The organism is Salinihabitans flavidus, assembly GCF_900110425.1.
GTDB lineage: Bacteria > Pseudomonadota > Alphaproteobacteria > Rhodobacterales > Rhodobacteraceae > Salinihabitans > Salinihabitans flavidus.
The window spans coordinates 102,459-124,161 of the sequence record NZ_FODS01000009.1 but is presented as its reverse complement, the minus strand read 5'-3'; the positions used below and the strand labels follow the sequence as shown (position 1 = coordinate 124,161).

Sequence of the window (21,703 nt, the reverse complement as noted above, 5' to 3'; positions counted from 1 at the left end):
TGGTTAGAGTACCGGCCTGTCACGCCGGGGGTCGCGGGTTCGAGTCCCGTCAACCGCGCCACTTTTCCCTGAATTTTTTATCTCAGGCCCCATCACGCAGAAATGCGTCTGGCCAGAGGGGCAGGTCTGCCCCTAGATGCGTTCGTCGCCGTGTCGGTGGCCGACCCGCGTTCAGGGACGAGGGCGCCCCTGAACGCATAGACACCCGTCTTTCATCGGGCTGGCCGCAGCAATTGTCAGGCGTTCCGGGTGACCGCGTCGAGAATGCGGGCCCAGCTTCGGATGCCCTTGTGGAAACTTTCGAGGTCGTATTTCTCGTTCGGGGAGTGGATGGCGTCGTCATCCTTTCCGAAACCCACGAGCATCGCGTTCATGCCCAGCAGGGACTTGAAATGCCCTGCGATCGGGATCGAACCGCCGCAGCCGACGTAGGCAGCAGGCTTGGGCCACTCCTCCGACAGCGCTTGGCGCGCCGCTTCGAATGCGGGGTGATCGGTGGACATGGCCGACGCACCCGAAGCACCGTGGCCCTTGAACTCCACCGTGCAGTCGGGCGGCAGTTGCTCCTGCACCCAAGCGCGGAAGCTTTCGCGAATCTTCAGCGGATCCTGATCGCCCACGAGGCGGAAACTGATCTTGGCATGGGCCTGAGACGGCAATACCGTCTTGAACCCGTCGCCGGTATAGCCGCCCCAAATGCCGTTCACATCGCAGGTGGGACGCGACCAGATCATTTCCAGCGGGGTTCGGTCCGTCTCGCCGGCAGGCGCGCTCAGCCCGACAGCACCGAGAAAGGCAGAGGCATCGTGCCCGAGACCGGCCCATTGCGCGGCCACATCCTCTGGCAATTCCGGCACGCCATCGTAAAAACCCGGCACTGTGATGCGTCCGGCATCGTCGTGCAGATTGGCAACGATTCCGCCCAGCACGCGGATCGGGTTCATGGCAATACCACCATACATGCCCGAGTGCAGATCCTTGTCGGCGCCGGTGATTGTCAGTTCTTCACCCAGAAGTCCGCGCAGCGTGGTGATGATGGCGGGGGTTTCCTCTCCGAACAGGCCGGTGTCGCAGATCAGCGCGATGTCGGCCGTCAGCTCTTCTGCGTTGTCCTGCATGAAGGGAACGAGCGAGGGCGAGCCGGATTCCTCTTCGCCCTCGAAAAAGAAGGTGATGCGGCAGGGCAGGGTGCCGTGCACCTCTTTCCACGCCCGGCAAGCCTCGACGAAGGTCATGAGCTGGCCCTTGTCGTCGGAGGCGCCGCGACCGCGGATCACCTTGCCTTTGGGGGTGTCTTCCAACGCGGGTTCGAACGGCGGCGAGTCCCACAGATCAAGCGGATCGACCGGCTGCACGTCATAGTGACCGTAAAAAAGCAGATGCGGGCCGTCGCCGTCGAAATGACCCACGATCATCGGATGGCCCGGCGTGGCGCGTTTTTCGGCCTTTGCCCCGAGACTTTTCAGGTCGGCAACAAGCCAGTCGGCAGCCGCATCGCAGTCAGCCTCGAAGGCCGGATCGGTCGAGATCGACGGAATACGCAATAGGGCCAGCAGGCGGTCGGTCGCCCCGGAAAGGTCGTCATCAATTCGCGAAAGAACAGGTTCGAGCGACATGCGCGCGCACTCCTCGTTTGGGCTGATTGCATCTGGTTCGCGCGGAGCCTATCAGGACGTGCGGGAGTGTCCAATGCGCTTGACGCAGATCAAGGCGGCAGGAGCGTCAATTTGTTACCTGTTGTATGAGAGAGGGGCCGTCTAGACAGGGCAGACCGAAAGAACAGGCAATGTCTATTCGAATAAGTGAATACTTGACCCTTGGGTTGAGGGCTGGAATTGTGTTAACAAGGTCCGGCGGAAGATGGAGGAACGCGCCCGATGAATTTCGATGCCAAGCTCGATGAGGCCCTGCAACGCCTGCATGATGAGGGGCGATATCGTACCTTCATTGATATTGAGCGCCGGAACGGACAGTTTCCACATGCCGTCTGGACAAAGCCCGACGGCACTCAGGAGCCGATCAGTGTCTGGTGTGGCAACGACTATCTCGGCATGGGGCAGCATCCTGTCATCATTGAAGCAATGCACGAGGCGATCGACGCGACCGGCGCTGGATCGGGCGGAACGCGCAATATTTCCGGCACCACCGTGTTTCACAAGCGGCTTGAGGCCGAGCTTGCGGATTTGCATGGCAAGGAAGCGGCGCTTCTTTTCACCTCTGCCTATATCGCGAATGACGCCACGCTTTCGACCCTGCCGAAGCTGTTTCCCGGGCTGATCATTTATTCCGATGAGCTAAACCATGCCTCGATGATCGAGGGGGTGCGGCGCAATGGCGGAGCCAAGCGAATTTTCCGCCACAACGACGTGGAGCATCTGCGCGAATTGCTGGAAGCGGACGATTCGGCGGCGCCGAAGCTGATCGCCTTCGAATCGGTCTATTCGATGGATGGCGATTTCGGGCCGATCGAAGAAATTTGCGATCTTGCCGACGAATTCGGCGCGATGACCTATATCGACGAGGTGCATGCGGTGGGTATGTACGGCCCGCGCGGCGCCGGCGTGGCGGAACGGGACCGGATCATGCACCGGCTCGACATCATCAACGGCACACTGGCCAAAGCCTATGGCGTGATGGGCGGGTATATCGCGGCCTCGGCGAAGATGTGCGATGCCATCCGCTCTTATGCGCCGGGATTCATTTTCACCACATCGCTTCCGCCCGCTGTCGCGGCGGGGGCTGCCGCGTCGGTGGCGCATCTCAAGCGCGATCAGGCGCTGCGCGACTTGCATCAGGAGAGGGCGAAAATCCTCAAGACCCGTCTCAAGGGGATGGGGCTGCCGATCATCGACCACGGCTCGCATATCGTGCCCGTGATCGTGGGCGATCCTGTGCATACCAAGCAGCTAAGCGACATGCTGCTGGACGGCTATGGCATTTATGTGCAGCCAATCAACTTCCCCACCGTACCACGCGGGACGGAGCGTCTGCGCTTTACCCCGTCGCCCGTGCATGGGCCGGGCGAGATGGACAAGCTCGTCCGTGCGATGGATGAACTCTGGAGTCATTGTGCGCTGAATCGTGCCGAACTCTCTGCCTGATTGAGTCAAAGCTGTAATATTCCTTGTCTTGTGTTAGCTTGAGCCTAAGAAAGGTCTGACCCGAGTCGGGGATGGAATCGGGTAAGGGCTGACGAGGGCGAGATGAGGCAGATGCCATGATCGGGCGCAAAGAGCGCATTTCCGAAAATCAGGAAGACGTCGGACCCAAGGGATTCGACGACTACGATCTGCGCCTTGGCGATGTGATGCGCGGCGAACGCGCCACGATGGGCAAATCGCTTCTCGACGTGCAGCGCGAACTTCGAATCCGTGCCGCCTATATCGCCGCAATTGAAAATTGCGATCCTTCCGCTTTCGAAACGCCCGGTTTTATTGCTGGCTACGTGCGGTCCTATGCCCGCTATCTCGGGTTGGATGCCGACGATTGTTTTGCAGACTTTTGCCGGGAAAGTGGTTTTACGACGGCACATGGCATGTCTGCGGCCGCGTCAACCATCCGCAAGCCGGAAGCCGCGATCGCGGCCACGGGAGAGCACGACCCCTTCCTGAGGCCGGACACACCCTTTGCGCCGGTTCAGGATTCGATCCTGTCGCGGATTGAGCCGCGGGCCATAGGCTCGATGCTGGTTCTTCTCGCGCTGATCGGGGGCATAGGATATGGAGGGTGGAGCGTACTGCGCGAGGTGCAGCGTGTGAGCCTTGCGCCGGTCGATCAGTCGCCGATGGTGCTTGCGGAGCTTGATCCACTTGAAACCGCGATGGCGTCGAGTGCGCAGCAGGATCAGGACGAGAACGCTGTGGAAAGCGCGGGGGTCTTCTCTCCGCCGGCAGATGCGCTTGACAGACTTTATCGACCCCAGGCGCTCGACGTGCCGGTTCTGGTCGCGCGGGACGGGCCGATATCCACCCTCGACCCGTCGGCTGTCGGATCTTTCATGCCGCGTGAGCCGGCGATGACATCCATCGCATCCTCCGAACCGATCCCGGCCACCGTGCCGCAGGTGGTTGAGGAAGCTGCACCTGATATGGTGATGTTCGCGGTACGGCCGGCCTGGGTTCGGGTGCGGGCCGCCGATGGCACGGTGATCTTCGAAAAGATCCTCGATGCCGGGGAGGAATATGTGCTGCCTGCATCCGAAGAGCCGCCCACGCTTCGTGCAGGCATGTCGGGGTCAATCTATTTCAAGCTCGACGGAGACTTGTATGGCCCGGCAGGGCAGGGCACCAACACGGTGCGTGAGCTTGCGCTCGACGCGAACGGACTGCGTGAGAAATATGACGTCGCCGATCTGGAGAGCGACCCGGAGCTGGCCCGCATCGTAGCGATAGCCGCCGCGCAGGGCGTTGTTCAGGGCGACGGAAACTGAGAATTCGCCCGCAGTGCATTGCCCCTTTGCCCTTGCACCATTAGGTAAGCCCTGACCTAAGCCGAACGGGACCCATTGCGATGTCGATCAATCCCATCCGCCCCTGGCGCAACATAGAGCGTCGCAGATCGCGTCGGATCTACGTTGGCAACGTGCCGGTCGGAGACGGGGCGCCGATCGCGGTGCAGACCATGACCAACACCGACAGTTCCGACGTTGCCGCAACCGTGGCGCAGGTGCAGGCGGTGGCGGAGGCCGGTGCCGATATCGTGCGCGTCTCGACCCCGGATGCGGCCTCCACCCGCGTGCTGCGCGAGGTGGTGCGCGAAAGCCCGGTGCCGATCGTGGCTGACATTCATTTTCACTACAAACGCGCCATCGAGGCGGCGGAGGCGGGCGCAGCCTGTCTGCGGATCAACCCCGGCAACATCGGGGATGAGAGGCGGGTCAAGGAGGTGATCCGGGCGGCGAAGGATCACGGATGTTCGATTCGCATCGGCGTGAATGCCGGCTCTCTTGAACGGCATCTGCTTGAAAAATATGGCGAACCGTGTCCCGACGCGATGGTAGAATCGGGGTTGGAGCATATCCGCATTCTCGAAGACAATGATTTCCACGAATACAAGATCAGCGTGAAGGCCAGCGATGTCTTCATGGCCGCGGCAGCCTATCAGCAACTGGCCGAGGCGACCGACGCGCCGATCCACCTTGGCATTACAGAGGCCGGCGGTTTCGTGTCCGGCACGATCAAATCGGCCATCGGGCTGGGGCAGCTTCTGTGGATGGGGATCGGCGATACGCTGCGCGTGTCGCTCTCGGCCGATCCGGTGGAAGAGGTGAAGGTCGGCTTCGAGATTCTCAAGAGCCTCGGGCTGCGACACCGTGGGGTGAATATCATCTCCTGCCCGTCCTGCGCGCGACAGGGATTCGACGTGATCAAGACGGTGGAAGCCCTTGAAAGACGGCTGGAACACATAAAGACACCGATGAGCCTGTCGATCATTGGCTGCGTGGTGAACGGGCCCGGTGAAGCGCTGATGACGGATGTGGGGTTCACCGGCGGCGGGGCCGGGTCGGGAATGGTCTATCTGGCCGGAAAGCAGAGCCACAAGCTGTCGAATGATCAGATGATCGACCATATCGTCGAGCAGGTCGAGAAACGCGCCCAAGAGATCGAGGCGACCGGCGATAGCGAGAGCTGAGAAGGCCTGACCTGACGGAGTGCGCGCCGGGCGCGCACGCAGGGAGCGCTCTGACCCGCCCGGGGGCAGGTCAGAGCCGTGGGGTGGCAGCCGTCAGTCCTGACGCTTCTGGGCGACGAGGGCGCGCATGTTGTCCAGCGGCAGATAGCCACGCAGAAGCTGATCCTCCATCACGAAAGTGGGGGTGCCGGTGATCTGAAGACGCTGCGCGAGCGCGCGGGTCTGGCGGATTTCCTCTGTCACCTCTGGGCTGTCCATATGCTCAAGGATCGCGTTGGCGTCCATGCCGAGATTGTCGGCAAGACGTTCAAGGGCGGTGGGGGTCACCTCGCTCTTGAGGGTCATGAGCGCGTCATGGGCGGATTTGTAGGCATCGTCGCCTTCCATCTGCTTGACCGCCACGGCGAAACGAGAGCTGAGCATGGAGTCCTCTCCCAGGATCGGAAATTCCTTTACAATCAATCGGATGTTCCCGTCAGACGCGATAAGTTCCTCAACCTCTGGGAAAGCGCGGCGGCAATATCCGCAGCGGTAATCCATGAACTCGACGAGGGTGATGTCGCCATCGGGGTTACCGCCGACCCAGGAATATCCATCGTCAAAAATATCCTCTGCGTTTGCGCTGACCAGCGCCGCATCCTGTGCGGCCTGATCCTGAGCCTGGCGGGATTCCAGTTGCTCGACCGCCTCGATGATCACTTCGGGATTGTCGAGCAGATAGGCGCGGACTTCGGCGCGGAAGGCGCTGCGCTCTGCCTCGCTGAGGTTGTCGAAATCGAGGGCGGTCGCGGGGGTCATGCTCAGCGCGGCGAACGCGGCGGCAAGAGTGAGTATCTTCAAGGTCGTCTCCTTTTGGGTGTCGGCGCGCTCGGGAGCGGTGATCTGGTTTCAGTCAGGCATTGCACAGTGGAAGACCTGCCCGGCGACTGGCATGGATAGCGGGGTCTTTCAAGCGCCCTTGCAGGGCGTCGAGACATTGCGTGCGGGGGTGGAAAACCCGGCCTGTCGGGATCGCCACATGCGGGCGCGGGCGCCGCCCGCGATCCGGCCACGTGCGACCCTGGCCGCAAAGCGTGGACATGCGCCGCACCCTGGGGCCGCACGCGGCATGCGCGGTGTCATGCGCGATCACCATCTGACGCAGTTGCGGCGTTTTCACCGTCGTGCGCAGGGCGGAATGCCTCGTATCCTGACCGCGAACGATGAGCAAAGCGTTAAGAGCGCGGTCAGCCTTCACGGCCCGCGCAAAATCGAACGCCACATGCACCCCGGCGGGCGGGCGTGGGCAGGGGGGAAGGCCGGTTGACGGCGCAGCGAAATCGCGGTGAAACGTCATGGGCACAATAGGGACGAAAATCATGCGGAACTCAAGCCGGGGGGAAGTCGATCCCTTCATTGTGATGGACGTGATGGAAGCCGCGCGGCTGGCCGAAGAGGCCGGACGCCACATCATCCACATGGAGGTTGGACAGCCGAGCACCGCCGCGCCCGGGGGTGCGCGCGCCGCGCTGGCGCGGGCGATGGAGCAGGACTCGCTTGGCTATACCGTGGCGCTGGGTCTTCCGGCGCTGCGGGACCGGATCGCGCGGCTCTATGGCGAGTGGTACGGCGTCGATCTCGATCCGGCGCGGGTGATCGTGACGCCGGGATCGTCCGGGGCCTTTTTGCTGGCGTTCACTGCGCTGTTCGATGCCGGGGAGCGCGTGGCCATCGGCGCGCCGGGTTATCCCAGCTACCGGCAGATTCTCAAGGCGCTGTCGCTGGAGCCGGTGGACCTGCCGACACGCCCCGAGAACCGGCTTCAACCTGTGCCGGAGGACTTTGCGGGCCTTGATATTCAGGGGCTTATGGTCGCCTCTCCGGCCAACCCGACTGGCACGATGCTTGATCGCGGCGCGATGGGTGCGCTGATCGACGCGGCGCAGCAGGCCGGCGCGGCGTTCATCAGCGACGAGATCTATCACGGGCTCGAATACGAGGCGAAGGCGGTCAGCGCGCTGGAGATCACCGATGAGTGCTATGTGATCAATTCCTTTTCCAAGTATTTTTCCATGACCGGTTGGCGCGCGGGCTGGATGGTGGTGCCGCAAGGGCACGTGCGCAAGATAGAGCGGCTGGCACAGAACATGTTCATCTGTGCCTCGCACGCGGCGCAGGTCGCCGCGCTGGCCGCGATGGATTGCACCGAGGAGTTGCAGGGAAACCTGGACGTCTATCGCCGCAACCGGCAGATGATGATCGACGGGCTGCCGAAGGCCGGTTTCGACAGTTTCGCGCCGCCGGACGGGGCGTTCTATGTCTATGCCGATGTCAGCGATCTGACCGATGACAGCCGCGCCTTCGCCCGCGAAATTCTCGACGAGGCGGGGGTGGCGGTGACGCCCGGGCTCGACTTCGATCCGCTGCGCGGGGCGGGCACGTTGCGGTTCTCCTATGCCCGGTCGAGCGCGGATATTGCCGAGGGACTGGAGCGGCTCGAGCGGTTCATGGCGCAGCGTCGCGGATGAGGCGTTTGCCCGGCCGTTGCGGTGGTGTAGGGTTGGCCCGTGGCGATGCGGAGCGTATCATGCGAAAGATTATTTGTGCTGTTTTCCTATGGGGTTGCGCGGCGTTCTTCGACCCGGCCTCGGCGCAGGATTTCAGCGCGTTGGCGCGACTCGATGCGGACCGCTCCACCATTTCGGATGCGCGTCGTGGCGGGGTTCGAATCTCTCTTTCGCTGAGCCAGGGGGTGCCGTGGCGAGTCTTCACACTCGACGATCCGCGGCGGCTGGTGCTGGATTTCCGCGAGGTCGAGTGGGCCGGAGCATCACCTGAATCGCTTGACCAGTCGGAGGCGGTAAGCGCGTTGCGCATGGGGGCATTCCGGCCGGGATGGAGTCGGATGGTGCTTGACCTTGCCGTGCCGCTGAAGGTGGCGCAGGCCGGAATGCGTGTGAGCGAGGAGACCGGATCGGCGCATTTGCTGGTCGATCTGGCGGCGACCACATCGCGGGAGTATACCGCGCTGGCCGGAGCACCGCGCGATCCGCGCTGGGATCTTCCCGAGCCGAGCCTGCGCCTGTCGGATCGGCCCGAAAAACCCGACTGGGCGCCGACGGTGGTGGTTCTCGATCCCGGACATGGCGGTGTCGATCCTGGCGCCGAGCGAGACGGGCACAGGGAAAAGGACATGATGCTGCGCTTTGCCCGGGAACTGCGCGACACGCTGCGCCGGGCAGGCGGTTTCAAGGTCGTCCTGACCCGAGACGAGGACATATTTGTGTCTCTGGAACAAAGGGTTGCCATCGCTCATCAGGCCGGGGCGGATGTTTTTCTTTCGCTGCATGCCGACATTCTGGCCGACGGTGGCGCACAGGGGGCGACGATCTATACGCTGTCGAAAGAGGCGAGCGATGCGGCCTCCCGGCAGTTGGCAGAACGTCAGAACCGGGCCGACATCATTGCCGGCGTGGATCTGAGCGGCACCGATGATGTGGTGGCCGATGTGCTGCTCGATCTGGCACGGCTGGAGACACGTCCGCGCACCGAACGGCTGGCGCGGGCAATGGTGCTGGGGATGAAGAACACGAGCGGGGATCTCAACAGTCGACCCTATCGTCAGGCGGCATTCTCCGTGCTCAAGGCGGCCGATATTCCCTCGGTGCTGGTGGAGGTTGGATTCCTGTCGTCGGACCGGGATTTCGAAAACCTGCAAAGCCCGAACTGGCGCGCGTCGGTGGCGGCGGGCATCCGCGACGGGCTTCAGGCCTGGGTGATTGCGGACAAGGCGCAGAAGGAACTGGTGCGCCAATAGGGCGAATCGGGTCAAGCCCTTGGTAACGCACAAAAACCCACGTCGGTAAAACGTCGGTATTTTGTCGGTATCGCGTCGGTGCCGGTGGCGCCGCCGAGCATGGTTAACACGGCGGTCTTCAGGAGGTGTTCACCTGTATTGACATCTGGTCAAGATGGCCCGCTCCGGGATCACGTCCCGGACGTGCGTCCGGGCCAGAGTGCGGAGACCGCCAGCGCGGGCACCAGAAGCGTGTGGGCGAGATGATCGTAAAGGTTGCTGGAGCCGACGTCCGCCAGCCACATGAGTTGTCCGAGCGCCACGGCGCCCAGAACCAATGTCTGACGTCGCCAGAACGCCCAGACTGCCACGCAGAGCACAAGCAGCACCGATTCCCATCCGGCGTAGAACCATGTGTAGGGATGTAGCGGCAAGGCCCCGCCCGCCCCGAGCAGCACAACCAGCATCAGCGCCGCCCAGATCAGCTTTTCCGCGCGGCTGACTGCCGGGGGCGCGATCCAGCCGGCTCCAGCGGCCAGAGCCGAGGCGCAGAGCGCGGGCAGCATCACGCCGAACGGCTCGAACGTGGCGATCCATATGCCGCCCGGTTGCAGATCGGCGAGCGCCGTTCCGGCCACCAGCACAAGCCCCATTGCGCAAGCCAAAAGCGCCCTGCCGCGCAATCCCGGTATCCGGGCGAGCAGCCATGCGAAGGTGATCGACCCGGCAAGTAGTTCCCACACCGATGTCATTCGGCCAACGCCCAATCAGCGGACAGGACATGAACCCGGATTTCGGTCTTGCCCTGCGCGGAATAGGTTACGGCGATGCGCCCGTCAGCAAGCACCGTCATCATCGGATAGCGCAATGGACCCTGACCGGGGCCATCAAGGATGCGACCCATGGTCCAACTGCGGCCGCCATCGGCCGACGATGCGAAGCGCAGGGTGTCGGCGCTGTCCGGCGCGTCGTTGAAGAGCATGAGGAGGCGTCCGTCGGCCAATGGCACCGCGGCGACAGGTGCGCTTGGATTCGGCAGGTTCAGCGGTTCCGGCGTGTTCCAGCTTTGTCCGCCGTCACTGGTCCAGCTTGCCAACAGCCGGTCGTTGGATCGGTCGAAACGCCGCAGGAGCGCCACCGCTCGCGTATCGGACATCGGCACGATCATGGGCTGTATTCCCCGGAACTTACCCCGCATCACGGCCTGTGCCCGGACACGGCCCCTTTCGTCGATCAAGGCGGCAACGCCGTGGCCGCCTTCCATCTCGAAATAGGCCGGCAACATCCGCCAGCCGCCGGACATCGGCACAACTGGCGATTTGGTGAGATTGGAGCGGTTCAGGATTGGCGAAAGCGACAATTTCCTTCCCCGTCCGTTCGCGACATGCGCAATCGAAGCGGCGGCCCAGCCGCCCAGCGATACCACCGTGGCGAGCCACCCGTCCCCGGTGCCGTCATCGACCGTGTTGCCAAGCGTCAGGATGGTCTGCGGCGGCACCATCTGCGCCGACAATGCCTGCCGGGTCAGCAGGTCGGACACTTCGCCGGATTCGAGCTGTGCCTGCAAGATGCGCACGTCATTGTGGCCCTCGCGCAAGCCGTCGAACCAGATCACCTCGGTTCCATCGTTCACCAGCGCCGGGGCATGGGCGACGCCTTCTTTCGATGTGTGGTGAAATACCGTCTCGAAGCTGTCGCCGGTGTTCAGCGCCGCCTTCCCAGCAGGTGCGAAGCGCCATGGCGGTTCCGCACGCAGCCAGAGTCCGGCCACGGCCAGAAGCGCTATCGTCCCAAGGAGACCTGCGCGGATCAAAAGATCCCATCGCATCAGGCAGAAAGTGCCACGGCGATCGCCACTCCGATGTCGGGCGTCAAGGTCCGGTTCGCTGTCGGGTGGGGCCATCACCGGGCGCGGCATGTCGAATGTGCCCCGGAGAACCTGTCCGGGGCGCTGCAAGAAGCGGGCGCCCGAAAGGAATCCGGTCGCGAGTTTGCAACCGAATGGCGTGAATTGAAGCAAGTCATGAAAAGCTGTTCGACCGAACCCATGATCGGATCATGCCGTCCCGGGCAAACGGGCGCAACCATCAAGCATTGCGACATTGCGCGCAGAACGATGCGCAGGCCGCCTTGAACCGGGGGGCGCTGCCCGCCGCGTTGCGGTGACGTCATCCGGAATACATGGGCAAAGATGAAGGCGCGGGCGGGCCGGTGTCGGCGGGGGCCTGCCCACGGCGCGCGTTGTTGTGTTTTGACCCTTCCCACGCGGGCCTGTATAGAAGGGGATCAGTCATATGGGGGCTTGCAGTGCTGCGGTTCATTCTATCTTTTTTCGGCGCGATCTTTACCCTTGTGACCATGGGGGTGGCGATCGTGGCGTTGTCCATCGGGGCGGTGTTCTACATGTATGGCCGCGACCTGCCGAGCCATGAGGCGCTGGCGCAATACAAGCCGCCGACGATCAGCCGCATCTATTCGGCGCGTGGCCGCATCATCGACGAGTTCGCCAAGGAACGGCGTCTGTTCGTGCCCGCCGAGGAAATCCCGGTGCTGATCAAGCAGGCGTTCATCTCGGCCGAGGACAAGAATTTCTATAGCCACGCGGGGTATGACACGCGAGGCATCGCCTCGGCGGTCTGGGAGGCGGTGCAGACGCGCGGCCGGACTGTGCGCGGCGCCTCGACCATCACCCAGCAGGTGATGAAGAATTTCCTGCTGTCGGGCGACCGGCGGATCGAGCGCAAGATAAAGGAGATCATTCTGGCCACGCGGCTTGAGGAGACGCTCGACAAGGAAAAGATCCTTGAGCTTTACCTCAACGAGATCTACCTCGGGCAGAATTCCTATGGCGTGGCGGCGGCGGCGCAGACTTATTTCAACAAGTCCCTGCAAGATCTGGCTCCGCATGAGGCCGCGACGCTGGCCGCGCTACCCAAGGCGCCGAGCGATTTTCACCCGGTGCGGCGCAAGGATCGGCTGATCGAGCGGCGCAACTATGTGCTGCGTGAAATGGCCGAGAACGGTTACCTCAGAGATGAGGCCTATCACGAAGAGCGCGCCGCGCCGCTGCGCACGGTGCAGAATGGCGACTATGAGAGTTTCCGCGCCGCCTTGCCGCCGCGCGATTATTTCACCGACGAGATCCGGCGCCAGTTGTCGGTGGATTTCGGGGAGGAGGAGTTCTTTTCCGGCGGGATGTCGGTGCGTGCCACCATCGACCCCGAGATGCAGCAGATCGCCGCGCGCGCGCTGCGCCATGCGCTTGAGAAATACGACCGCAGTCGCGGAATCTGGCGCGGGACCGGGGTGAGAATTCCCGGTGATCGCCTGGAAAACGAGGAAAGTTGGCGTGCGGCGCTGGCGGAAGCGGATGTTTCGCGCGATGTGACGCTTGAGGGCGAATGGCATCCGGCTGTCGTTCTGGAGGTTGGCAGCAACGACGCGCGGATCGGCATCGAGGGCGTGGAAGAGGACGAGGACGGACACTGGATCCCCGCGCAGGATGTGACATGGGCCCGCAAGCAGCGCGCCGATGGCGGCCTTGGGCGCAAGGCACAGGTCGCGGGCGATCTGCTGGAGGTTGGCGACGTGGTGCTGGTGCGCGCGATGACCCGCGACGATGACGGCAGCTTCATCCGCTGGACCCTGAGACAGATCCCGGAGGTGCAGGGCGGATTCATGGCGATGGACGTGAACAATGGCCGTGTCATCGCCATGCAGGGCGGATTTTCCTATCAGGATTCGGTGTTCAACCGCGCCACGCAGGCCAAGCGCCAACCCGGATCTTCCTTTAAACCCTTTGTCTATGCCGCCGCTCTGGACAGTGGCTATTCCCCGGCGACCATCGTGATCGACGCGCCGATCGAGATTGACACGCCGCAGGGGCTCTGGCGGCCGCGCAATTCGTCCAACGAGTTTTACGGGCCGACACCTCTTCGCACCGGGATCGAGATGAGCCGGAACCTGATGACCGTTCGCCTCGCGCAGGAGGTCGGCATGGAGGTGGTGGCGAAATACGCCGAACGCTTTGGTGTCTATGAGAACATGGGGACCTATCTGGCCAATGCGCTTGGTTCCGAGGAGAGCACGCTTTACAACATGATCGCGGCCTATGCGATGTTCGCGAACGGCGGGGAGCGGGTCGAGCCGACGCTGGTGGACCGCATCCAGAACCGCTTTGGCGAGACGATCTATCGCCATGACAAGCGGGAGTGCCCTGATTGCGGGAACGCCGACATTCCGCCCGACCGGGGGCCGCGGATCGTATCGAACCGCGAGCGGATCATGGACCCGGTGACGGCCTATCAGCTGACCTCGATGATGCGGGGCGTCGTGGATCGCGGCACGGCCAGCGGCGTCATCGACCTGCCGGTGCCCGTGGCCGGCAAGACCGGCACCACCAACGAGGCCAAAGACGTGTGGTTCCTGGGCTTTACCTCCACCCTGGCGGCAGGGTGCTACATCGGCCATGACATCCCGCGCCCGCTTGGCAGTGGCACCTATGGCGGCAACACCTGCGGTCCTGTCTTTCAGGAGTTCATGCAGGAGGCGATCAAGAAATACGGTGGCGGCAAGTTCAAGGTGCCGCCGGGGGGCCGTTTCATCAAGATCGACCGCTACACCGGCGCGCGGCTGTCCGATGACGCAAGCGGGGCGCATGTGGTGGCCGAATATTTCCGCGAAGGCGAACAGCCGGTCTTCGGCATTGCCTATGACGGTGGCTTTGCCATGGGGGCGAATCTGCCGCTGGTCAAGGAAGTCGAACGCTATGGCGGTCGTGAGGTGACCACATCGACCGGCCGCAAGGCGGTTGTGGGGCCGAAGGCGGATTTCGGCACCATGAGTTCCGGCGGCCTTTACTGACGAATATCGCGAGGGGCGGGGGCGTGCGCTTGTGCGCACCCCGGCCCCTTGTTATCACCCGCATTCCGATGTGAGAGACAGGAAAGCCCACACATGCGCGCCGAAACCCAGAACTTCGTGGCCGAGATAGAGAAATCGCTTGCCCTGCTCAAGCAGCGCATGGATTGGGAGACCGCGCCGCACCGGCTTGAGGAATTCAACGCTTGGGTGGAAGATCCCGATCTGTGGAACGACCCGGACAAGGCGCAGAAGCTGATGCGCGACAGGCAGGCGCTGGTCGATGCCATGGAAACGGTTCGGGCCATCGGGACCGAACTGAGCGACCATGTCGAGCTGATCGAGCTGGGCGAGATGGAGGGCGATGACGAGGTGGTGCGCGACGCCGAAGCCGCGCTCAAGACGCTGGCGAAGCGGGCTGCCGAGAAAGAGCTTGAGGCGCTGCTGGACGGAGAGGCGGACGCCAACGACACCTTCCTTGAGGTTCATGCCGGCGCGGGCGGAACCGAAAGTTGCGACTGGGCCTCGATGCTGGCGCGGATGTATGTCCGCTGGGCGGAGAAAAAGGGCTATTCCGTCGAGCTGCAGGCCGAGAGTCCCGGCGACGAGGCCGGGATCAAATCGGCCACCTACAAGATTTCGGGGCATAACGCCTATGGCTGGCTGAAATCGGAAAGCGGGGTCCACCGGCTGGTGCGCATCTCGCCCTTTGACAGCGCGGCCAAGCGGCACACGTCGTTCTGCTCGGTCTGGGTCTATCCGGTTGTGGACGACAATATCGAGATCGAGGTGAACCCCTCGGATATCCGCGTCGACACCTATCGCTCCTCCGGGGCGGGCGGACAGCACGTCAACACCACCGATTCGGCGGTGCGCATTACCCACGAGCCCACGGGGATCGTCGTGACGAGTTCGGAAAAGTCGCAGCACCAGAACCGCGACATCGCCATGAAGGCCCTGAAATCGCGTCTTTACCAGATGGAACTCGACAAGCGGAACGAGGCGATCAACGAAGCCCATGAAAACAAGGGCGATGCCGGCTGGGGCAACCAGATCCGGTCATATGTGCTGCAACCTTACCAGATGGTGAAGGACCTGCGCACGGGCTATGAGACATCCGACACCAAGGGTGTTCTTGACGGCGATCTCGATGAGCTGATGGCCGCGACGCTGGCCAAGGATGTGGCCGGCAAGAGCCGCGCCGACGCGCAGGCGGAGGGGTAGGCGCCCGCGATCCGACCGTCGTCAGGGCCTGCGATAGGCCGTCATGTCGATATCCACCTGAGCGGAGAGATCCTCCAGACTGTCGTGGAGCAGTTGCAGCATGTAGGCCGGATTGTGGACGTACCCGCCGGGGTCCTTCTTGACCACCTGATAGTTGTAGGCGGCCTTCAGAAGCCGGGGCGTCCAGCTTTGGTATCGGTTGGGATAGGCGGCCTCGTCGTCTCCGATCTGCCCATCTCCATCGCTGTCCTGAAAAAAGTAGGGGTAGGTGCCGGGGGCGTAGCCAATGGACGCATCCGAGATCTCGGCGGCGTAGCTTTGGATCGCAGCGAGAAGATCGCCGTGCAATCCAAGGATCTCTGCGTGGATTCCGCCCGCATTGTCGCCATCTCCATCGAAATCGGTGTGACGCATGCGGATGTCGCGCGGGTCTTCCACACCGCGGTGACAGCTTATGCAGCCATCGGTTTCCACCTGCGTCGTGTGCGGGTCGTGACAGGCCACGCAGGTGTTGGCGTTTGGCACATGGGCGAAGGTGCCGGCGTAGGTTTTGCCCGGATACTGATATCCGCCTCGCACGTCAGAGCCGCGCATGACCGCCGCCGCCACACCATAGTGGACATTCATGAAGGCCAGATCGCCCGACACCTCATCCTCGTCGATCCCGCCCGTCGCGGTGCTGATATCATCGCCGGACAGACGCCCCTGATGGCAAACCGTGCAGACCGCGGAAGAGCCAAGCCCGTCAACCGTGACACCGGAGGGGAAGCTCACGCTGTCGAGCGCGTGGGCGGCGGAGGTATGACAGGAGGCACAGCCAATGGGCGCGTTGATCACGGCCGGGTGGTCCACCACGCCCGAAGCGCTGCCATCAGCGCCGAGATAGTCGAGAAAGCCGGTCTGCGAATGGCAGGCCGCACAATCGACCGGCACCTCGCCATCCTTGTTCCAGTAGGTGAAAGACTGCGAGTGGTAATCCCCATGCGGCGATGCTAGCCATTTCTCCACCAGCGCATCCAGGCTTTCGCCATCCTGTGACTGCGCGGGCGCAACAGCGAGCCAGACAAGTACGACCATGCCTCCAAAAAAACCTGCACTCCGGGGCATACGCATCACTTTTCCTTTGCTGCTCGTCGCAACCTACCACAGTTTGGGGAAACTTCGATGAATTCCGTCACCTTGCATTGATCCGCATCAAGACATGCGGTTTGATCTTCAGGCACGCAGGCATTGGGAAACACATCTTGAAAGAGAGGGCGACAATGGCGCTATCCACGGCCCCCCGAATACGGGCGCGGCATGGCCTGCGCTTGCCGGGCCCGGCGCTCGGTCTGCTGTATCTGGTGGCGTGCCTTTCGCCGTTGCTGCTGGCCGCCGGTCAGCGGGTGGCGCCCCTCGATCCATGGGAGCGGGTGGCGGCGGCGCTGGGGATGGTGGCGCTTGCGGCGATGGCGGTGCAATTTGTCACCTCCGGCCGGTTCGAGGCGGTGTCGGGGCGGCTTGGCATCGACAAGATCATGGCGTTTCACAAGATCGCGGCGATCTGGGTGCTGCTGGCGCTGATCGGGCATCCGCTTTTCTATGTCATGCCGACATGGGCCGAAAACCCCGATCTCGGGGTTGAACGGCTCATGGCCTATCTGACCCTGCCGCACTATCGCAGCGGGGTCGTGGTCTTGTCGGCGCTTGTTCTGCTGATCGTCGGGGCGGTTCTGCGGGACCGGATGCCGTGGCGCTATGAGGTCTGGCGTGGCAGTCATGTCGTGCTTGGCCTTGTGGCATTGGGGGGCGGGCTCCATCACGCGGTGAGCGCGGGCCGGTTCAGCGCGCTGGGGCCGGTTCACTGGCTCTGGTGGGTCGTGGGGGGCGCCTGCGCCCTTGTCGTCGCGGTGTTGTATGGCTGGCGCTGGCTTCAGCTTCATCGCCGGCCTTGGCGGCTCGCCTCCGTCACACAGCGCGCCGACCGGATGTGGGAGCTTGATATTCAGCCCGGCCCGCGGACCGCGCCGCTGCCTTATACTGCGGGACAGTTCGTCTGGATGAGCGAGGGCCGGCACCGCTTCCCGCTGTTCGACCATCCGTTTTCCATCGCCGACAGCCCCGCGCGCGACGGGCTGAGCCTGATCATCAAGGAGGCTGGCGATTTCACCGACCGGATCGGAACGCTCGCCCCCGGCACGCCGATCGGGATTGACGGGCCTTACGGAGAGTTCACGCTTGAACGGCATGAGGATCACGCCATCGTGCTGCTGGCTGGCGGTGTGGGGATCGCGCCGATCATGGGGCTGCTGCGCGATCTCGTGGCGCGGCGCGATCCGCGGCCCGTGCGGCTTGCCTATGCCGCCGGGACGCCCGCGAATTTTGCCTGTCTCGAAGAGATCGAGGCCGCGAAAGAAGTGATCGACCTTCAGGTCATGCTGCTGAGTGAGGAAGATGCCGAGGGCTGGCAGGGCGTTGTCGGGCGCCTTGATCGCGCGCGTTTGGGCGAATTGCTCGACGGTCTCGACCCGGCGCGGTGCGTGGCGCTGATGTGCGGCCCCGGTCCGATGGTGACGGCGGTGTCGGATACCCTTGTGGATCTGGGAATGCCGATGGACAAGGTGGTTTATGAACGCTTCGACTATTCGGGCGGCGCGGCCTCGCGCCAGGACCGGCGCAGGGCGCTGTACTTCGTCGGTATCGGCGCGGCGCTCGCGGTGGCAACGGGGGCGTTCGCGCTGCTGGGAGCCGGGTGAGCGACATGGCGGTGCCGCGCGGTTTTCATTGCAACGCAAATCTGGCAGGATAGATCCATGTGGCAGGCACTGGCAGACGTGGACGTGGAAGAGACCGGCGACGGGCTTCGCTTGCAGGAACGGGTGGCCGGAACGGTTCACCACCTCAATGCCACGGCGGCGATCATCTACTTGTGTTGCGACGGCTGTCATTCGGATGACGCGATCGCCGAGCGGCTGGCGCAGTGTTTTCGCCTGTCGGCCCCGCCAAGCGAGGAAGTATCAGAGGCGATTGCCCAGCTTGAGCAACGGGGGCTGATCGCGCGCTGCGGGTGAAACACCTCCGGGGGGCGGCGATGCGGCCAAATCCACTTGCACCGCCGGGACAGGGCCAATAGAAGGGCGCAGATTTACACAGCGACAACGTGCGCTTTGCGCGCGATGAAACCTATGGGGAAGACAGATGCAAGTCACTGAGACGCTCAACGAGGGGCTCAAGCGCGCGTATTCGATCACCGTCACGGCGGCGGAACTCGACGAGAAGGTCAACGAGAAGCTCGCCGAGGCGCAGCCCGAAGTTGAGATGAAGGGCTTTCGCAAGGGCAAGGTTCCGCTCGCGCTTTTGAAAAAGCAATTCGGCCAGCGTCTGCTTGGCGAGGCGATGCAGGAAACCGTCGACAGCGCGATGAACAAGCATTTCGAAGACAGCGGCGACCGCCCGGCGATGCAACCAAAGGTCGAGATGAAAGACGGCGAAGACTGGAAAGAGGGTCAGGACGTCAACATCGAGATGTCCTATGAGGCGCTGCCGGAGATCCCCGAGGTCGACCTCAAATCGCTCAAGGTCGAACGGCTGGTGGCCAAGGCCGACGACGCGGAGGTCGAGGATGCGCTGAAGAACCTCGCCGAGAATGCGCAGGATTTTAAATCGCGGGAAGCCGGTGCCAAGGCTGCGGACGGTGATCAGGTCGTGATGGATTTCGTCGGCAAGGTCGATGGTGAGCCCTTCGAAGGCGGTGCGGCGGAAGATTTCCCGCTGGTTCTGGGCTCAAATCAGTTTATCCCCGGCTTTGAAGAGCAGCTTGTCGGCGTTACCGCCGGTGAGGAGAAATCCGTCACCGTGAACTTCCCCGACGAGTATCAGGCGGAGCATCTTGCCGGTAAGGAAGCGGTGTTCGACTGCACGATCAAGGACGTGAAGGAACCCGTCGCGGCGCAGATCGACGACGAGTTGGCCAAGAAATTCGGCGCAGAGGATCTGGACGCGCTGGAGGGGCAGATCCGCGAGCGTCTCGAAGCCGAGTATGTTCAGGCCGCGCGTGCGGTGATGAAGCGCAACCTTCTCGACGAGCTTGATAAAATGGTGAGCTTCGATCTGCCGCCCAGCCTTGTGGAATCCGAGGCGCAGCAGATCGCGCATCAACTCTGGCATGAAGAGAACCCGGACGTGGAAGGCCACGACCACCCGGAAATCGAGCCGACCGAGGAGCATATCGAATTGGCCGAACGCCGCGTTCGCCTCGGGCTGCTGCTGGCCGAACTGGGTCAGAAGGCCGAGGTCGAGGTGACCGATGCGGAGATGACGCAGGCGATCATGAACCAGGCCCGCCAGTATCCCGGGCAGGAGCGTCAGTTCTTTGAATTCGTTCAGCAGAACCAGCAGATGCAGCAGCAGCTTCGCGCGCCGCTGTTCGAAGACAAGGTCATCGACTATATCGTCGAGCTGGCGGAAGTGACCGACAAGGAGATCAGCAAGGACGATCTTCAAAAAGCCGTCGAGGCGCTCGACGAAGAATGAGTTCAGTCCGGACTCCGGATGCGACTGGCCGCCCGTAAGGGCGGGGTTCAAACTCCTGACAAAGTCCTCGCCTTTGGCGGGGACTTTTGCATTCCGGACCTTTTCATTGCGAATCAATGGCTTCTCTGCGCTGCGGCGGAGAACCCATTTGCTGCCGCATTCTCGTTCGATCCCATCGCATTTTGCCTCTGAAACGCGGATTGATGCCCATTCGTGCCAATTTTCGCCCCCTATCCGTCCGTATCTGTTTCCGTTCGCGTGGTTTCTTCCTATAGTCCCAGAAGCAAAGCGAACAAGATAAACGCAGCCTGCCGGGGAGACAGGGCCGATGATCCGATCGGAACTCATTCAAATTATTGCCGACGAGAATCCACATCTCTATCAGAGGGATGTGGAGCGGATCGTGAATACGATCTTCGATGAAATCACCAATGCGATGGCCCGTGGCGACCGGGTGGAACTGCGCGGTTTCGGCGCTTTCTCGGTGAAGAAGCGCGATGCCCGGGTCGGACGCAATCCGCGCACCGGGGAGTCGGTCCATGTCGAGGAGAAATACGTGCCGTTCTTTCGCACTGGCAAGCGTCTTCGCGATCGTCTGAACGGGAAGGATTGAATGCGCTATATCCGTTACGCCTTCTGGGCGGGTGTCGGTATCGTCCTGATCGTGGTCGCGCTGGCCAATCGGGGTGAGGTCACACTCAACCTTCTGCCGGCCACGCTGGCGGATCTGCTGGGGCTTGGCTATTCGGTGACCCTGCCGCTGTTTCTTGTGATCCTCGGCGGGGTCGTCGCCGGACTTCTGATCGGATTTGTCTGGGAATGGCTGCGCGAACACCGCTTTCGTGCCGAAAAGGCGCGCGCCGAACGCGAGTTGCGCCAGACGCAGCGCGAGATTCGGCGTCTCAAGGGCAAGCAGGCCGAGGGCAAGGACGAAGTGCTGGCGCTTCTTGACGAGAACGGGTAGATCATTCGCGGTCGTTGAAGGCGTGAACGGCCCCGGATTCCCGGGGCCTTTGCCGTTTCAGGGGGAAGGCGATGGACGTCAGGGTCAAGATTTGCGGGCTCACGCAGTCTGATCACGTCCGCGCCGCCGTCGCGGCGGGAGCGAGCTATTGCGGGTTTGTCTTCTTTGGCAAATCCCCGCGCAATGTCGATCCCGATACCGCGCGTGCACTGGCGCTGGAGGTGCCGCCGGGCGTGATCAAGGTCGCGCTCACGGTCGATGCGGACGATGCATTCCTCGATCATCTTCAGGCGACGGTTCCGCTCGACATGTTGCAACTCCACGGGCGTGAAAGCCCTGGACGCGTGGCTGAGCTGAGATCGCGCTACGGTTTGCCGGTGATGAAGGCGATCGGTATTGCGGACGCGGCGGATCTGGAGCAGATCGACATTTACGCACAGGTGGCCGACCAGCTTCTGATCGATGCCAAACCTCCGAAGGCCGCTCCGCTTCCGGGAGGCAACGGGCTTGCCTTTGACTGGCGACTTCTGGCCGGGCGAAAATTCTGGCCTTGTCCCTGGATGCTGGCCGGGGGGCTGACACCCGACAATGTGGCCGAGGCAGCCCATATGACCGGCGCGCGGCAGGTCGATGTCTCCTCTGGCGTGGAACGCGCACCGGGAACGAAAGATCCGGCCCTCATGAGCGCATTCATCAAGGCGGCAGGAGGCGGGGCGGGCAGAGTGGCGTTGTGATCC

The 21,703-nt window shown here is 62.8% G+C and carries 19 protein-coding genes; 14 read left to right on the top strand and 5 right to left on the bottom strand.

The features are described from left to right. Positions 1–236: 236 nt before the first annotated feature. The gene (locus BMW66_RS09655) at positions 237–1,616 is read right to left on the bottom strand and encodes a M20/M25/M40 family metallo-hydrolase (RefSeq protein ID WP_093117874.1); all 1,380 of its coding nucleotides are present in this window, start codon (positions 1,614–1,616) and stop codon (positions 237–239) included. Between the two features lie 261 nt (positions 1,617–1,877). Between BMW66_RS09655 and hemA the strand changes: the two genes are divergently transcribed. The 3 genes from hemA (at position 1,878) to ispG (ending at position 5,631) form a co-directional block, all read left to right on the top strand. Next, positions 1,878–3,101, top strand: a complete 1,224-nt coding sequence (gene hemA, locus BMW66_RS09650) for a 5-aminolevulinate synthase (RefSeq protein ID WP_093117872.1) — start codon at positions 1,878–1,880, stop codon at positions 3,099–3,101. A gap of 116 nt (positions 3,102–3,217) precedes the next feature. Further along, complete coding sequence (locus tag BMW66_RS09645) at positions 3,218–4,429, top strand: helix-turn-helix domain-containing protein (RefSeq protein WP_093117870.1); 1,212 nt, start codon at positions 3,218–3,220, stop codon at positions 4,427–4,429. A gap of 80 nt (positions 4,430–4,509) precedes the next feature. Then, positions 4,510–5,631, top strand: a complete 1,122-nt coding sequence (gene ispG, locus BMW66_RS09640) for a flavodoxin-dependent (E)-4-hydroxy-3-methylbut-2-enyl-diphosphate synthase (protein WP_093117869.1) — start codon at positions 4,510–4,512, stop codon at positions 5,629–5,631. 93 nt (positions 5,632–5,724) lie between these two features. On the opposite strand, the gene BMW66_RS09635 is transcribed toward ispG, so the two are convergent. Then, positions 5,725–6,429, bottom strand: coding sequence for a DsbA family protein (locus BMW66_RS09635; RefSeq protein WP_093117900.1), 705 nt, complete (start codon positions 6,427–6,429; stop codon positions 5,725–5,727). A 133-nt stretch (positions 6,430–6,562) separates the two neighbouring features. On the opposite strand from BMW66_RS09635, the gene BMW66_RS20005 reads away from it, so the two are divergent. From BMW66_RS20005 to BMW66_RS09620, 3 genes are read left to right on the top strand one after another with little or no spacing between them, the layout of a single operon-like run. Continuing rightward, the gene (locus BMW66_RS20005) at positions 6,563–6,937 is read left to right on the top strand and encodes a hypothetical protein (RefSeq protein WP_139196148.1); all 375 of its coding nucleotides are present in this window, start codon (positions 6,563–6,565) and stop codon (positions 6,935–6,937) included. 52 nt (positions 6,938–6,989) lie between these two features. Next, entirely contained in the window at positions 6,990–8,138 is a 1,149-nt protein-coding gene (locus BMW66_RS09625; RefSeq protein ID WP_093117865.1) for a pyridoxal phosphate-dependent aminotransferase, read from the top strand. Between the two features lie 59 nt (positions 8,139–8,197). Further along, positions 8,198–9,427 (top strand): N-acetylmuramoyl-L-alanine amidase, encoded by a 1,230-nt coding sequence (locus tag BMW66_RS09620; RefSeq protein ID WP_093117898.1) that lies wholly within the window; start codon positions 8,198–8,200, stop codon positions 9,425–9,427. A gap of 170 nt (positions 9,428–9,597) precedes the next feature. Here the strand turns inward: BMW66_RS09620 and BMW66_RS09615 are convergent, their stop codons facing one another. Together BMW66_RS09615 and BMW66_RS09610 are read right to left on the bottom strand one after the other, a co-directional pair. After that, positions 9,598–10,158 carry a hypothetical protein gene (locus tag BMW66_RS09615; RefSeq protein WP_139196147.1) on the bottom strand — a complete coding sequence of 187 codons (561 nt, stop codon included), beginning with the start codon at positions 10,156–10,158 and terminating at the stop codon, positions 9,598–9,600. Next, on the bottom strand, positions 10,155–11,234 hold the full coding sequence (locus BMW66_RS09610) for an exo-alpha-sialidase (protein ID WP_175483206.1): 1,080 nt from the start codon (positions 11,232–11,234) through the stop codon (positions 10,155–10,157). Before BMW66_RS09610 ends, BMW66_RS09615 begins: the two co-directional genes overlap by 4 nt. A 479-nt stretch (positions 11,235–11,713) precedes the next feature. Here BMW66_RS09610 and BMW66_RS09605 point away from each other — a divergent pair, with 479 nt between their 5' ends. Together BMW66_RS09605 and prfB are read left to right on the top strand one after the other, a co-directional pair. Then, on the top strand, positions 11,714–14,269 hold the full coding sequence (locus BMW66_RS09605; protein ID WP_093117859.1) for a penicillin-binding protein 1A: 2,556 nt from the start codon (positions 11,714–11,716) through the stop codon (positions 14,267–14,269). 93 nt (positions 14,270–14,362) lie between these two features. Continuing rightward, positions 14,363–15,490, top strand: a complete 1,128-nt coding sequence (gene prfB, locus BMW66_RS09600; protein ID WP_093117858.1) for a peptide chain release factor 2 — start codon at positions 14,363–14,365, stop codon at positions 15,488–15,490. Positions 15,491–15,511: 21 nt separating this feature from the next. Here prfB and BMW66_RS09595 read toward each other — a convergent pair whose 3' ends face one another. Continuing rightward, positions 15,512–16,567: a polyheme membrane-associated cytochrome C gene (locus tag BMW66_RS09595; protein ID WP_175483205.1), complete on the bottom strand. Its 1,056-nt coding sequence runs from the start codon at positions 16,565–16,567 to the stop codon at positions 15,512–15,514. Between the two features lie 185 nt (positions 16,568–16,752). Here BMW66_RS09595 and BMW66_RS09590 point away from each other — a divergent pair, with 185 nt between their 5' ends. From BMW66_RS09590 to BMW66_RS09565, 6 genes are all read left to right on the top strand, one after another. Continuing rightward, positions 16,753–18,225, top strand: a complete 1,473-nt coding sequence (locus BMW66_RS09590) for a ferredoxin reductase family protein (RefSeq protein ID WP_093117854.1) — start codon at positions 16,753–16,755, stop codon at positions 18,223–18,225. Between the two features lie 57 nt (positions 18,226–18,282). Next, positions 18,283–18,540 carry a PqqD family protein gene (locus BMW66_RS09585; RefSeq protein WP_093117852.1) on the top strand — a complete coding sequence of 86 codons (258 nt, stop codon included), beginning with the start codon at positions 18,283–18,285 and terminating at the stop codon, positions 18,538–18,540. Positions 18,541–18,667: 127 nt separating this feature from the next. Next, complete coding sequence (gene tig / locus BMW66_RS09580) at positions 18,668–20,002, top strand: trigger factor (RefSeq protein WP_093117850.1); 1,335 nt, start codon at positions 18,668–18,670, stop codon at positions 20,000–20,002. A 328-nt stretch (positions 20,003–20,330) separates the two neighbouring features. Then, on the top strand, positions 20,331–20,615 hold the full coding sequence (ihfB, locus tag BMW66_RS09575; protein ID WP_093117848.1) for an integration host factor subunit beta: 285 nt from the start codon (positions 20,331–20,333) through the stop codon (positions 20,613–20,615). Continuing rightward, complete coding sequence (locus BMW66_RS09570; RefSeq protein ID WP_093117846.1) at positions 20,616–20,966, top strand: lipopolysaccharide assembly protein LapA domain-containing protein; 351 nt, start codon at positions 20,616–20,618, stop codon at positions 20,964–20,966. It begins immediately after the preceding gene. A 71-nt stretch (positions 20,967–21,037) separates the two neighbouring features. Further along, entirely contained in the window at positions 21,038–21,700 is a 663-nt protein-coding gene (locus tag BMW66_RS09565; RefSeq protein ID WP_093117844.1) for a phosphoribosylanthranilate isomerase, read from the top strand. The last annotated feature ends 3 nt before the right edge of the window (positions 21,701–21,703 follow it).